Here is a 13,806-nt window from a genome sequence, read left to right as displayed (position 1 = left end):
ACTGACGCAGTAGGTGATGGGGCTACGAACTAAAAATGTTTCATTTTGAGTTCTGTCCCACTCTCAAAAAGCTGTCCCTAAAGGAACAGCTTGTCAGTCATCTTATTTCGCAACTGGATAAACAGATACTTGGCGTTTGTCACGACCTTTGCGCTCAAAACGAACCACACCTTCAACCTTAGCGTAAAGGGTGTCATCTCCACCACGACCAACGTTTACACCTGGATAGATATGTGTTCCACGTTGACGGTAAAGGATAGAACCACCAGATACAGTTTGTCCGTCAGCAGCTTTTGCGCCAAGACGTTTAGCTTGAGAGTCACGTCCGTTTGATGTTGAACCTCCACCTTTTTTGTGGGCGAAGTGTTGCAAATTAGCAAGATTTAGTTTTAACATATTGATAATCCTTTCTGATTTCTTAGATAAGGCTAGCAACAAGGAAATCCCTCTACTAGCGCAGTTGACTTTTCTAAAGTCTAACAGGATTGATGCTGAACGTCAGCAATCTTCCTTATATCTAGTCTTTATTAAGCGTTGATGGCTTTAATAACAACTTTGGTATAAGGTTGACGATGACCTTGTTTACGGTGGCTACCTTTTTTAGGTTTGTATTTGAAAGTGACAACTTTCTTTTGTTTGCCTTGTTTTTCAACCGTACCAACAACAGTTGCTCCAGCTACAAGCGGTGTTCCAACAAGAGTCTTCTCACCACCAACCAAAACAACTTCATCAAATGTTACATCTGATCCTGCTTCTACGTCCAATTTTTCAACGTAGATGGCTTGACCAACTTCAACTTTAACTTGTTTTCCACCAGTTTTAATGATTGCGTATGTGCTCATTATGCACCTCCTATATAAAATATTTTGAGGTTTCCCTCTTAGTGAAGACTCGCCTAGCATCGTGGAGTAACTCACTTAAAACGATGGTCGAGCGGTTGCACAGGACGTGCATTTAGTCAACTGTTATAGTTTACCATACCTGCTCACAGATTGCAAGAAAAAGATGATTTTTCTTCTTTACTTTAAGCCACGATAGCTTTTGCGACTTCTTCGGTAGTCATCCGTGAGAAATAATCTGCAATCGGTAGTTTCTCTAAGGTCGCAAGGACATCCTTATAGTCATAAGGGACACCAACGAGAGCGTCTTCAACATCAACCACATCTTTGATGCCAAAGAAATCACCATAAATCTTAATCGATTGGATAATAGATTTTTCAACATTGGCATAGGTTGTGATTTTTCCAGCTGGATAGCGAACATCACGTGTAATGGTATATTCTGGCGCTTGTCCGTAGGTCCAATCCCAAGTACCAAACTGTTCTTTTTCTAGTTGTTTAATCTTAGCCAAATCATCATCTGATAACACATACTCCGTCATATCTGGATAGTGTTCTTTCATCTTGGCAAGCAACAAGTCAGAAAACTCATTGACCGTAATCTTTTCTGGAAGTTCATCTAAGATATTGGTCACACGCGCCCGAACAGATTTGACCCCTTTAGATTCAATCTTGTCCTTGCTCACCTTGAGGGCATCTCCAAGAACGGTCATATCCACATCAAACAAGAGGCAACCATGGTGCATCATACGTCCCTTGTGGTAGGCTTGAGCATTGCCGCAGAATTTTTTGCCATCAATTTCAAGGTCATTACGTCCAGTAAATTCCGCCTTAACTCCTAAATCTGCAAGGGTTTCAATGACGGGAGCAGAGAAAGTCTTAAAGTCAAAAGCCCCTTCCTCACTCTTGTTTGAGATGATAGTGTAATTGAGGTTATTCAAGTCGTGATAAACCGCACCACCCCCTGACAAGCGACGGACAACACGAATATCGTGGGCATCGGTGTATTCTTTATTGATTTCTTGAATAGTGTTTTGGTGGCGGCCAATGATGATGGAAGGGCGGTTAATCCAAAGAATGAACAACTCCTCTTCATCCACCAACTCCCTAAAAGCATAGGCTTCAAGAGCAATATTGTAGGCTGTTTCGTTGCTAGTGTTGACAATATATTTCATGTTCTTATCCTCACAAAAATGTGCAAAAAGGACAAAGTAAACTCTTGTCCTTTTCGACACTCAATTCTTAATTATTTGCGTTTTGGTGGGTTGTGGATGGCTTCGCCAAGTACATCAAGGAAAGCTTCGTACATCACTTCTGAATAAGTTGGGTGTCCGTGGATAGATTGTGCCACATCGTCCACTGTCAATTCAGATTCCATGATGGTAGATGCTTCGTTGATGAGTTCGGCAGCAGATGGACCAATGATGTGTACACCAAGGACTTCATGGTATTTCTTATCTGCGATGACTTTTACAAAGCCTTGAGCTTCGCTTGATGCGATAGAGCGTCCATTTCCAGCAAAGCTAGCACGTCCAATCAAGACATCACCATATTTTTCGCGGGCTTGATCTTCTGTGAGACCACACATAGCCACTTCAGGATGCGTATAAACCGCTGCTGGTGTGAATTCAAGATGAGCCTTACGCGTATTGCCGTGAAGAGCGTTTTCTGCTGCGACTTCACCCATACGGTAGGCTGCGTGTGCAAGCATCTTGGTACCATTGACATCACCTGGAGCATAGATCCCTGGGATAGAAGTTTCTTGGAAGTCATTGACCTTGATACGACCACGGTCCATAGCAAGATCGAGTTCTTCAAGACCTTCTAGCTGTGGCACACGACCGATAGACAGAAGGGCTTTTTCTGCAACAACCACTTCACCGTTATTGAGTTTGAGGTTTAATTGACCGTCTTTTTCAACGATTTCTTCCAAACCAACAGAAGTCAAAATCTTCATGCCCTTCTTAGACAAGATTTTTTGCAATTCAAGTGAGATTTCTTTATCCATAGCTGGGATGATACGGTCTGCCATCTCAATAACAGTCACTTCAGTACCAAATGACTCAAATACCAAACCAAGTTCAACACCAACAACCCCACCACCGATAACGGCAAGAGATTTTGGCACTTCACGCATATCCAAGATCTCATCAGAAGTAAGGACAAGCGGCGAGTCAATACCTGGGATATTGATACGAGAAACCTTAGAACCCGTTGCAAGGATAATATTGCGACCCTTAATGGTCTTATCTGCAATCGTCACACTCTTATCTGGGTGAACTTGACCAAGACCATCAAAAACAGTCACCTTGTTAGCCTTCAAAAGACCACGAACCCCGCCTGTCAATGTTTTAACAACAGAGTTCTTAAAGTCAACAGTCTTATCCATATCAACAGTGAACTCACTTGAAGACAACTTAATCCCACGACCAGCTGCAACCTTAAGGTTGTCTAGGATACGCGCATTTTTAAGATAAGTCTTAGTTGGGATACATCCTCTGTTCAAGCAGGTTCCACCGTATTCGATTTTTTCCACAATGGCGATTTTTCCGCCCAATTGTGCACCACGAATAGCCGCATAGTATCCAGCAGGACCACCTCCGATGACAACAATATCATACTCGTCTGCACCAAGTTCTGCTTTTGGTGCTTGTGCTTCACCTGGAGTGGCTTTTGGTACTTCAAGTCCAGCTGCTTCTAGCTCTTTTGCAGCAGAACTTTCACCAACCACTTCACCTGCTTCACCAATATATCCGATGACTTCTGTAACAGGTACAGTCTCGCCATTGCCACGAACAATCTTAACCAATACACCAGAGTCTTCTGCTTCTAGTTCCATGTTGGTCTTATCAGACATGATCTCAAGGAGGACTTCTCCTTCTTTAACCTCATCTCCTTCTTGTTTTTTCCACTCGATGATTTCACCTTCTTGCATATCTACACCGAGTTTTGGCATAATAATCTCGACAGCCATTCGTTTCTCCTTTGTTTCTTTGCTTGTAAATAAATCGTTTCAATACCCTTATGCTCTTATCAGATAAGGAGTTCCATTGGGTTTTCCAAGATATGTTTCAAATCAACCATAAACTTAGCACCATTCATACCATCCACTAAGCGGTGGTCAATGGTCAGGCAAAGCGCCATAATTGGACGAATCACCACTTCTCCGTCTAATGCTACTGGTGTTGGAACAGTTGCTGCAACACCCAAAATAGCAGAGTTTGGTTGGTTAATAATTGGGTTGAAGCTCTTGGTACCAAACATACCCAAGTTAGTAATAGAGAAGGTTGAACCTGACATTTCAGCTGCCTTCAACTTACCAGTTTGAGCTTTTTTAATCACGTCCTTAGAAGCCACAACAAACTCAGACAAGCTCATCTTGTCTGCTCCGTGCACCACTGGAACGACCAAACCATCATCAAGACCAACGGCAATACCAAGGTTAACGAAGTTATGAATTTCAATATCGTTAGCGTCGTTGATGAGTGAGGCATTGAGGTAACGGTGCTCAGGCTTCATCAGCGTTCTCACTACAGCAAGACCGATCAAGTCAGTAAAGGTCACTTTGTTCCCTGTTTTGTTCATGATTGGCTCAAGCACTTGTTTTCTAAGCGCCATAAGATTTGTCATGTCCACATCATAGTTAAGGGTAAAGGTTGGAGCTGTGAGGTAAGAGTTGACCATACCTTTTGAAATTGCCTTACGCATAGCGCTCATCTTGATGATTTCAACATCACCTGCAGGAGCTTTTTCTGGTGCCGCTTCTGGAGTAGCAACCACTGCTGCTGGCGTTTCTTTGACTTCTTCTTGACCAAGAGCAGAAAGAACGTCACGTTTCATAATCTTACCAGCTACACCGCTACCACTAACGTCAGCGAGGTCAAGTCCCTTATCTTCTGCAATCTTACGGGCAAGTGGAGAAACACGTGGACCTGAAGCTTTAGCTGCTGCAACATCATCCTTATGAATCCGACCTCTCGCTCCAGAACCTGAAACGCTAAAGAGGTCAATTCCTAGTTCTTTAGCTAATTTACGCGCTGCTGGAGTAGCTCTAACTTTTCCATTTTCATTGACCGCTGCAAGGACAGGGGCTTTTTCTGGTGCTGAGGCTTGAGGTGCTTCTTGAGCTGGGGTTTCAGTCGCTGTTTCTAGTGCTGCGTTAGCAGAGCCTGCCTCTACGACTTCGCCTGCTTCACCGAGATAACCGATGATTTCTGTAACAGGAACGGTTTCACCATCTCCACGCACAATTTTAATCAAAACACCAGAATCTTCTGCTTCTAGTTCCATGTTGGTTTTATCAGACATGATTTCAAGGAGAACTTCCCCTTCTTTGACCTCATCGCCTTCTTTCTTTTTCCACTCGATGATTTCACCTTCTTGCATATCTACACCGAGTTTTGGCATAATAATTTCGATAGCCATTCGTTTTTCCCTTCTAATCTAATTGATATTAAACTCATGTTCAGATAGGTAATAGAGGTATATCATCAATATACCTCTTACCTTGCCTGCTATTCTTTATTAGCCACTTTGTAAATCGCTTCTTTGATTTTTTCGACACTTGGAATAACAGCTTGCTCCAAGACACGAGCGTAAGGAATTGGCACATCTTCACCAGCAATCCGTACAATTGGGTGATCAAGATAGTCAAAGACTTCGCTTTCTGCAACGAGTGAAGCAATCTCACCGATATAACCACCTGTCTTATGCGCATCGTTGACCAAGATCAAACGACCTGTCTTTTTAACAGAGTCAAAAATCATTTCCTTATCAAGCGGAACAAGGGTCCTAGGGTCAACCACTTCAACACTGATGCCATCCGCTGCCACTTCTTCAGCTGCTTGAAGCGCACGTTCTAACATACGACCATAAGACACAAGGGTGATGTCTGTCCCTTCACGTTTGATCTCGCCTTTTCCAAGTGGGATATAGAAATCAGGGTCAAGTGTTACCTCTTCTTTTTTACCGTAAAGAGATTTTGGTTCCATGAAAAGAACGATGTTATTATCGCGAATGGATGACTTAAGAAGCCCCTTTGCATCATTAGCTGTTCCCGGAGCAACCACCTTGATCCCTGGAATATGCGCAAGCCACGCTTCAAGAGATTGGGAGTGTTGAGCGGCTGAACCAATACCAGCTCCAGAAGCCACACGGAAGGTTACAGGGGTTTTAAGACCGCCACCAAACATGTAGTTGTTTTTCGCACCGTTGTTAACAATAGCATCAAGGGCAATGGTGATGAAGTCCATGAAGGTCAAGTCGATAATTGGACGAAGACCAGTGATCGCAGCTCCGATAGCAGAACCTGCAATCGCTGCTTCTGAGATAGGCGTGTCGCGAACGCGTTTTTCACCAAATTCTGCTAGCATTCCAACGGAGGTACCAAAGTCCCCGCCGTAGATACCAACGTCTTCCCCCATCAAATAAATATCTTCATCTTTACGCATTTCCTCAGTCATAGCAAGGTTGATTGCTTCACGTAAAGCCATTACTTTAGTTTCTGACATACTTTTTTCTCCTAGCTGTTTCATTTTCAAACGTGTTTCTAACTAATCTACCCAGATATCTTCAAAAGCTACAGAGACATCTGGATCTGGACTGTTGATGGCAAATTCGTAAGCATCATCAACTTCTTGTTTCACTTGAGCATTAATCTCATCCAATTCTTCATTGGTTGCAAGTCCATGCTCTGTTAGATAAGCGCGGAACTTAAGCATAGGATCTTTTTTCTTCCACTCATCCACTTCTTCTTTGGTACGATACACACCAGCATCTGCTGTTGAGTGACCAAACCAACGGTAAGATACCACTTCCACGATAGCAGGACCTTTGCCTGAACGCACATGGTCAACCGCTTTACCCATGGTTTCGTAAACAGCAACCACATCGTTTCCATCCTCACAGTAGTATCCTGGGATACCGTAGGCTTCTGCACGTGTGTAGAGGTGAGGTGTATTGGTTGCTTTTTTGATATCCATAGAGATACCATAGCCGTTATTCAAGATGAAGAAGATAACAGGAAGTTTCCAAGTTGCCGCTAAGTTGACAGACTCATGGAAAGAACCTTCGTTGGTTGCACCGTCTCCTGAAAAGGCAACAACGATATGGTCTGTGCCTTTGTATTGTTGCGTCAGAGCAGCACCAACTGCAAGGGCAAAACCACCCCCTACGATACCAGTTGTTCCGTAGTTTCCTTTTTCAAAATCTGCCAAGTGCATAGAGCCACCACGACCTTTTGAAACACCAGTCGCTTTACCAGCAAGCTCTGCCATCATCGCATTCAAGTCCATGTCTTTGGCGATACATTGACCATGTCCACGGTGGTTTGAGAAAATCAAATCATCATAAGAAAGGTGAGCCACAGCACCAACGTTTGCTGCTTCTTCTCCGACGGAAAAGTGTGTCATCCCTTGTACAAATCCACGACGAACCAACTTGTTGATCCGAGAATCGAACTCTCTGATTCGTTGCATTTGTAGATACATTTCCAAACCTTTTTCTCTAGAAATCGTTACCATAATGGCCTCCATAATTTTTATTACATTTCAATTATACCGTTTTCTTTCACAATATGCAACTAGAAAAGTTCTTGTGAAATCAACAATGAAAAGGCTTTTCAAGGCATTTATTGATAACAATTTCACAAAGTTGTTTCTGTATATTTTGAACCTTATTCTAATAATTCCGACAAGCGTTCCCAATCTGCCATCAAGCGAACTTCTTCCTCTGAAATCGCCTCCAATTTGGCTTGTAACTCCATAAGAACCTGGTTATCATTCGTCGTGTGCATCTCTTCTTCAATCTGGGACAGCTCTTTTTCGACTGCTTCTAATCGTTTTTCGACATGCTCCAGTTGACGTTCGAGTTTGCGTCTTTCCCTTTGGGTTTCTTTTTGTTGCTGATAGTCTAGGGGCCCTTGAGAAGAATGGTCCTGACTTTCCTTAGGGGTTTCTTTTTGAGCTTCTTGAGCTTTTTTTTCCAAATAGTAATCATAATCCCCAAGATAAACATTTGTGCCATCAGGCGATAGCTCAACCACCTTGGTAGCTAAACGGTTGATAAAATAACGGTCGTGACTGACAAAAAGCAGAGTCCCTTCAAAAGCAATCAGCGCATCTTCCAAAACCTCTTTGCTGGCAAGATCCAAGTGGTTGGTCGGTTCGTCTAGAATGAGAAAGTTTTGGCGTTCCATGGATAGTTTTGCTAGCAAGAGTCTTGCTTTTTCACCACCTGAGAGCATGCCAACTGTCTTTTCCACGTCATCTCCAGAGAAAAGAAAGGCACCGAGTCGGTTTCTGATGTCCACTTCTGGTGTCGTTGAAAAATCCTGCCATAGTTCCTCCAGTACACTCAAAGAAGGAGTGAGGCGGGCTTGGGACTGGTCGTAGTAACCAAGACTGACTTGAGCACCAAAGCGCATCTCCCCAGAAATCAAAGGAAGAAAGCCCATAATGGTTTTAAGCAGGGTCGTCTTTCCCACACCGTTTGGGCCGACAATGGCGATGGCTTCTTGCTTTCTCACCGCTAGATTGACAGGGGAAGCTAAGACCGTTTGATCGTAACCGATAGCGCCATTTTCCATCATCAAGACTTCATTTCCAGATGGTTTTTCCACCTCAAAGACCATGTTGGCGGTTTTTTGCCCCTTGGTCGGCTGATCCAGACGTTCCATTTTTTCGAGCTGTTTTCTACGAGACTGGGCACGCTTGGTGGTTGAGCTTCTAGCGATGTTGCGTTTGACAAAATCCTCTAGCTTTGCAATCTCCTTGGCTTGCTTGTCGTATTGTTTTTGTTCTTGCAACAAACGCTCTTCCTTGAGCTGGATGAACTGAGAATAATTGCCCGGATAAAGATATAAGGCACTAGGTGTCAGATCTGCTGTCTTAGTCGCTACCTTGTCCAAAAAATAACGGTCATGACTGACAATAAGGAGCGCACCTTGATAGTGGGAGAGATAATTTTCTAGCCAAGCGATGGTTTCAATATCCAAATGGTTGGTCGGCTCATCTAGAATCAATAAATCTGGTTTTTCAAGGAGCATCTTAGCAAGAGCAAGACGAGTCTTTTGCCCACCCGAAAGCGACGAAACCTGCATCTGCCACATGCTCTCGTCAAATTGAAAGCCATTGAGCATGCTCTTGATGTCGCTATCATAAGTGAACCCACCCTTGGTCCGAAAGTCTTCTGACAAGCGGTCATAGTCCGCCATAAAGGCCGAGAGCGCCTCTGCGCTCAAGTTAGCCATCTCAAGCTCCATCTGACGGAGTTGCTGTTCGATGGCTCTAACCTCTGAAAAGACCGATGCCAACTCATCAAACAAGGTCCGCTCAGAAATCAAGGTGCTGTGCTGGGTCAGATAAGAAAGCGCTAAATCTTTTTTTCGCATCACCTCACCAGAAGTCGGCTCTTCTACGCCGGCTAAAATATCAAGCAGAGTGGTTTTTCCAGCACCGTTACGCCCCACAAGGGCAATCCGGTCCTTATCTCCCACTTGTAAAGAGATATTCGTAAACAAAGTATCGCCCCCAAAGGAGCGTTCAATTTTATTGGCTTGTAAGATAATCATAATCAAATTGTAGCAAAAATGAAGGCAATCGTCCATTGTCCAAAGAAAAAAAGCCAAGCAGGCACTAGCGATAGAGTGCTTGCACGGCTTTGATATCTGTTTCTTGAATGCCATAATTTGAACCAGCTGACTGCATCACAGAAGGCTCAGCATCATCATGCCCAAGTCCAATGGCATGCCCAAGCTCGTGTTCTGCTGTATAGGCGATTCTGTCCTCGTTATAGCCATAAGCATCATTGAGCAAATAATAACGATTGAGCTTGACTGTCACGTGTAACAAACGACTGGTAATGCCATCACTTTCTGTCTCAGCAATCCCTGCTGCTGCACTTCTGCTATTATCCTCGTCTGTGGCAACAATATCAGCGCTCGCTTCCTTATCCACCAAAACAAAGGTAAAGCTACCTGTGTCATTCCAATCTTGAATAGCCCGGTGATAAGCGCTCACAAAGGTGGGGTCTGTCGATTTGATATAAATCGTCGCACTATTTTTCTCCCACCGGAGATCTTTTTGTTGCGTGTGATCATCTGTGAGTAGTGCTTCTTGACTAGAACTCTCACCTGTCATCGTCCTTGCTTTTCCCCTGAGCTCTGTCACCATCTGTGCGAGCTGTCCTGCAAAATCCGAATCACTGTGATTGATATACCATAGCACCCCTACGGCAAGAAAACCTAAGATCACCACCGTTTTTAACAGACCAAGCATGAGCCGAAAAATCAAGCCAATCATCGTTCTTATCAGACCTAATACTGTTTTCAATCGCTCTTCCTCCTGTTCTAAAAATTTAGTATAGCAGGTTTGGCTTAAAAAAACTTAAAAAGTGAGGGGTTCTTACCTCCTCACTCCTTTTTCTAACGCACTTCCATAATGACTGGTAAAATGGCTGGTCGGCGTTTGGTTTGTTCAAATAAGAATTTACCGACCTGATCTCTCACGCTATTTTTCAATTCAGACCAGTCAAAGTTAGGCTGATTGAGGTAGTCTTCCACCACTTGGTTGACCAAATCAGCACTTTCTCTGAGGATATCTCTGCTCTTTTTCACATAGACAAAACCTCGGGTATTGACACGCGCCTTGGAGATAATCTTTTTCTCACGCTTGTTGACCGTCATCGCCACGATGAAAATCCCGTCCTCTGACAAAATCCTGCGGTCTCTTAGGACGACGTTACCCACATCTCCCATAGCATTACCGTCAATCATGACATCACTGGCAGGAACCGTGCCTTCGTGGAGGAAACGATCGCCCTGATAAACCATGACATCCCCACGCTTCATAATGTAGATATTCTCAGGAAGCATGCCGACCTCCTGCGCCAAATCAGCGTGCGCTTGCAGGTCGCGGTACTCCCCTTGGATAGGGAAGAGAAATTCTGGCTTGACGAGATTAATCAAGAGCTGCAAGTCCCTGCCACTCGCATGTCCTGACACCTTGAGCTGATCGGTAATGAGACGTACAGACCCGCCTGCCTTGTAAATGAGGTTTTCAACACGTGCCACCATGGCTTCTTTAGCGATGCTTGGGGTGGTAACGATATAGACCAAGTCTCCCTCTTTGATGCTGACATAACGGTGGCGGCCAATTGCCATCTTGCGAAGTCCGTTGATCGGCTCACCCATCCGTCCGGTCTCAAGGATGATGAGTTCATGATCTTCATAACGATTCATGTCTTTTGGCTTAATCATGAGGCGGTCATCTGCTACGGACAATTTATTCAAGCGAATGGCTGTTCTGACAATATTTTCCGCATCAAAACCAGTCAGGACAACTCTTCGTCCAGTCTCAGCTGCCGCATCAAAGACCTGCTGAATGCGAACCAAGTTGCTAGCCACCGCAGCCACAATGACCCGTCCTGTGGCATCTTCGATGGTTTCTTCCACTTCGATGCCCACCTCTGCTTCACTGGCCACTTGGACTTGGCTAGTCGCATTGGCAGAATCTGCCAAAAGAGCCAGCACGCCTTCATTTCCAATCTCTACCAGACGGGCGAGGTCGGTCTTGTAATAAGGGCGAGCTGCTTGGTCAAATTTGAAATCACCCGTATAGACAATATTGCCCTCACTCGTTCCGACCACAATACCTAGACTCTCTGGGATGGAGTGGGTCGTTTTAAAGAAGGAAATGGTCGCATCATGAAACTCAATTTCAGTGTCTGCGGACACCACATGAAACTGGTTGAATTTCTTGATATTGTTATTGTTTTTCACGACGAGTTTGGCGAGTTCGATGGTCAATTCAGATCCAAAAACAGGGACTCTCACCTCCTGCAAGAGGTAAGGAAGAGCTCCGATAGCATCGGCGTGTCCATGAGTCAAAAAGACACCTTGAATGCGGTCCTTATTTTCCACCAAGTAATCAAGGTTAGGAATGACCACGTCCACCCCTAGCTGCTCGTTTTCAGGGTATTTGAGTCCTGCATCAAGGACAAAGATGGACTCGCCCACCTCTGCGAGGTAAAAGTTCTTCCCATTTTCTCTCACGCCACCTAGGGCGATGATTTTAATCTCTTTTTGAGGTTTCATTGTTTCTCCTATTCTTTCATTTTTCTTATCTTTTTTTCATCATGACAAAGCATAATCCTTGTTTTCGTCTTAGCAACGATACAGTCTTTTTTATTATATCATACTTTTGATAAAAAAAGAGCCTGAGAACTCTTTTTTGTCTCAGGCCTCATCTGCATCAAATAATCGGTAATAATCACTCAAGGTTAATTGATCTTTTTCTTCTTTGTTCAAATCTTTGATGATGCGTCCATTTTTCATGACCAAGAGGCGATTGCCATAGGTCAGCGCATCCTCCATTCGGTGGGTAATCATGAGTGCTGTGAGCTGATCTTTCTTGATAAAGCTATCTGTCAGCTGCATCAAAGACTGGCTTGTCTTGGGATCAAGGGCTGCGGTGTGCTCGTCTAAAAGCAAGAGTTCTGGACGCTTCAAGGTCGCCATCAAAAGACTCAGTGCTTGACGTTGCCCACCAGATAAAAGCCCTGCTGGAGTTTCGATATGCTGCTCCAAACGATTTCCCACCCGAGCTAAGAGGTCTTGAAAGGCTGGTTTTTGCCTTTCGATTTGCCTGCTTGTTAATCCCCGCTTTTCTCCCCTAAACTGGGCAATCAAGAGGTTTTCAGCAACGGTCATCCGAGGAGCTGTCCCCATTTTGGGGTCTTGAAAGACCCGTGAGAGATACTTGGCCCGCTTTTGGGCAGTCAGAAAAGTCACATCCTCGCCTAAGATAAAAATTCGTCCGCTCGTCAGTGGCAAGGTGCCTGCAATCACGTTAAAGAGGGTTGATTTTCCTGCCCCATTACCTCCTAAAACCGTAATAAAATCTCCTTCGTAAATGGTCAAGTCAATCTGATTCAAAATTACTTTTTGTCCATCAAATCCATTATTGACCGCTACGGTTGCTTCTTTTAATTCGACAATGGGTTTCATTTGGACCACCTCGCTCTCTTTAACAGACGTTTCTTTAGCTCTGGCACCATCAAGGCAATCGCTAAGATTAAGGCGCTAAAGAGTTTTAGATAATTAGTATTGAGACCAACAGCCAAAACAGCCCAGATGAGCAGTTGGTAAAAGATGGAGCCCACCGCAATGGTCAAGAGGCGCTCAAACAAGGTCAACTCCCCTGAAATCACGACTTCACCGATGATAATGCTGGCAAGACCGATAACAATGACACCAACCCCTTTTGACACATCTGCATAACCGTCTTGTTGACTGATAAGAGCCCCAGAAAGGGCGATAATACTGTTAGACACCACAAGCCCCATGACTTCCATACGGTCGGTATCAATCCCAAAACTCTTGGCCATATCTGCGTTATCCCCTGTTGCGATATAGGCTTGACCCAAGCGGGTGTAGAAAAAACCAATCAAGCCTGCGATGACCACCGCCGCAACAACAACCCCTAAAATGAGGAGGTTCCACTCTTTTGAAAAGGGGAGGAAATCCTGCAAGCGCTTAGTGTCTAGAAGCCCCAGATTAGCCCGCCCCATGATCATGAGCATGATCGAGTGGCAAGAGGTCATGACTAAGATCCCAGCCAACAGAGTCGGAATCTTGCCCTTAGTATAGAGCAGACCCGTGGCAAGACCAGCCAAAGCCCCTGCAAACATAGCACAAAGCGTCGCCAAAAAGGGATTGACCCCGTGAACCATCAAGGTCACAGCAACCGCCCCTCCTAGTGGAAAAGACCCTTCAGTCGTCATATCTGGGAAATTTAAAATCCGAAAGGTCATAAAAATCCCTAGCCCCAAAATAGACCACAAAAGGCCTTGTGAAATAACGGAAACCAGCATAAATACCCTCACTTTCTCAGTTAATCAGATGACTTACTCTTTCTTCATCAAAAGAAAAATCAGAAATCATAAAGATATGCCCCTATTCTACCACATT

General features: G+C 44.3%; 12 protein-coding genes, 1 pseudogene and 1 other annotated feature. All 13 genes and pseudogenes read right to left on the bottom strand.

Annotation, left to right across the window (positions count from 1 at the left end):
* Positions 1 to 102: 102 nt before the first annotated feature.
* Positions 103 to 396, bottom strand: coding sequence for a 50S ribosomal protein L27 (gene rpmA / locus ACZ49W_RS03465; RefSeq protein WP_464813942.1), 294 nt, complete (start codon positions 394 to 396; stop codon positions 103 to 105).
* A gap of 131 nt (positions 397 to 527) precedes the next feature.
* Positions 528 to 842 (bottom strand): 50S ribosomal protein L21, encoded by a 315-nt coding sequence (gene rplU, locus ACZ49W_RS03460; RefSeq protein ID WP_464813941.1) that lies wholly within the window; start codon positions 840 to 842, stop codon positions 528 to 530.
* A gap of 35 nt (positions 843 to 877) precedes the next feature.
* Positions 878 to 949, bottom strand: a sequence feature (ribosomal protein L21 leader region).
* Between the two features lie 75 nt (positions 950 to 1,024).
* A complete protein-coding gene (locus tag ACZ49W_RS03455; protein WP_464813940.1) occupies positions 1,025 to 2,014 on the bottom strand; it encodes a lipoate--protein ligase in 990 nt (329 codons plus the stop codon).
* A 71-nt stretch (positions 2,015 to 2,085) separates the two neighbouring features.
* Complete coding sequence (lpdA, locus tag ACZ49W_RS03450) at positions 2,086 to 3,570, bottom strand: dihydrolipoyl dehydrogenase (protein ID WP_464814948.1); 1,485 nt, start codon at positions 3,568 to 3,570, stop codon at positions 2,086 to 2,088.
* Positions 3,558 to 3,813: pseudogene (locus ACZ49W_RS03445) on the bottom strand (biotin/lipoyl-containing protein); the annotation flags it as partial. The pseudogene ACZ49W_RS03445 and the gene lpdA, both read right to left, overlap by 13 nt.
* A 59-nt stretch (positions 3,814 to 3,872) precedes the next feature.
* A complete protein-coding gene (locus ACZ49W_RS03440; RefSeq protein ID WP_464813939.1) occupies positions 3,873 to 5,264 on the bottom strand; it encodes a dihydrolipoamide acetyltransferase in 1,392 nt (463 codons plus the stop codon).
* Positions 5,265 to 5,353: 89 nt separating this feature from the next.
* Entirely contained in the window at positions 5,354 to 6,349 is a 996-nt protein-coding gene (locus tag ACZ49W_RS03435) for an alpha-ketoacid dehydrogenase subunit beta (protein ID WP_464813938.1), read from the bottom strand.
* Between the two features lie 42 nt (positions 6,350 to 6,391).
* Positions 6,392 to 7,360, bottom strand: a complete 969-nt coding sequence (locus ACZ49W_RS03430; RefSeq protein WP_464813937.1) for a thiamine pyrophosphate-dependent dehydrogenase E1 component subunit alpha — start codon at positions 7,358 to 7,360, stop codon at positions 6,392 to 6,394.
* Positions 7,361 to 7,512: 152 nt separating this feature from the next.
* Positions 7,513 to 9,408: an ABC-F family ATP-binding cassette domain-containing protein gene (locus ACZ49W_RS03425; RefSeq protein WP_464813936.1), complete on the bottom strand. Its 1,896-nt coding sequence runs from the start codon at positions 9,406 to 9,408 to the stop codon at positions 7,513 to 7,515.
* Positions 9,409 to 9,472: 64 nt separating this feature from the next.
* Complete coding sequence (locus tag ACZ49W_RS03420) at positions 9,473 to 10,168, bottom strand: matrixin family metalloprotease (RefSeq protein WP_464813935.1); 696 nt, start codon at positions 10,166 to 10,168, stop codon at positions 9,473 to 9,475.
* Between the two features lie 92 nt (positions 10,169 to 10,260).
* Positions 10,261 to 11,931 (bottom strand): ribonuclease J, encoded by a 1,671-nt coding sequence (locus ACZ49W_RS03415; protein WP_464813934.1) that lies wholly within the window; start codon positions 11,929 to 11,931, stop codon positions 10,261 to 10,263.
* 141 nt (positions 11,932 to 12,072) lie between these two features.
* A complete protein-coding gene (locus ACZ49W_RS03410) occupies positions 12,073 to 12,843 on the bottom strand; it encodes an ABC transporter ATP-binding protein (RefSeq protein WP_464813933.1) in 771 nt (256 codons plus the stop codon).
* Positions 12,840 to 13,709, bottom strand: coding sequence for an ABC transporter permease (locus ACZ49W_RS03405; RefSeq protein WP_464813932.1), 870 nt, complete (start codon positions 13,707 to 13,709; stop codon positions 12,840 to 12,842). The genes ACZ49W_RS03410 and ACZ49W_RS03405 overlap by 4 nt, the downstream gene beginning before the upstream one ends.
* Positions 13,710 to 13,806: the final 97 nt, after the last annotated feature.

Source organism: Streptococcus sp. STR1/CE/0325, from assembly GCF_055386095.1.
This window is presented reverse-complemented; position numbering and strand designations above follow the sequence as displayed.

What these genes read in the sequence shown, in the direction of transcription:
- ACZ49W_RS03435 (WP_464813938.1), bottom strand. Translation starts at nt 6,349, where the DNA reads ATGTCAGAAACTAAAGTAATGGCTTTACGTGAAGCAATCAACCTTGCT.
- ACZ49W_RS03415 (WP_464813934.1), bottom strand. Translation starts at nt 11,931, where the DNA reads ATGAAACCTCAAAAAGAGATTAAAATCATCGCCCTAGGTGGCGTGAGA.
- ACZ49W_RS03425 (WP_464813936.1), bottom strand. Translation starts at nt 9,408, where the DNA reads ATGATTATCTTACAAGCCAATAAAATTGAACGCTCCTTTGGGGGCGAT.
- ACZ49W_RS03455 (WP_464813940.1), bottom strand. Translation starts at nt 2,014, where the DNA reads ATGAAATATATTGTCAACACTAGCAACGAAACAGCCTACAATATTGCT.
- rplU (WP_464813941.1), bottom strand. Translation starts at nt 842, where the DNA reads ATGAGCACATACGCAATCATTAAAACTGGTGGAAAACAAGTTAAAGTT.
- ACZ49W_RS03410 (WP_464813933.1), bottom strand. Translation starts at nt 12,843, where the DNA reads ATGAAACCCATTGTCGAATTAAAAGAAGCAACCGTAGCGGTCAATAAT.
- ACZ49W_RS03430 (WP_464813937.1), bottom strand. Translation starts at nt 7,360, where the DNA reads ATGGTAACGATTTCTAGAGAAAAAGGTTTGGAAATGTATCTACAAATG.
- rpmA (WP_464813942.1), bottom strand. Translation starts at nt 396, where the DNA reads ATGTTAAAACTAAATCTTGCTAATTTGCAACACTTCGCCCACAAAAAA.
- ACZ49W_RS03440 (WP_464813939.1), bottom strand. Translation starts at nt 5,264, where the DNA reads ATGGCTATCGAAATTATTATGCCAAAACTCGGTGTAGATATGCAAGAA.
- ACZ49W_RS03405 (WP_464813932.1), bottom strand. Translation starts at nt 13,709, where the DNA reads ATGCTGGTTTCCGTTATTTCACAAGGCCTTTTGTGGTCTATTTTGGGG.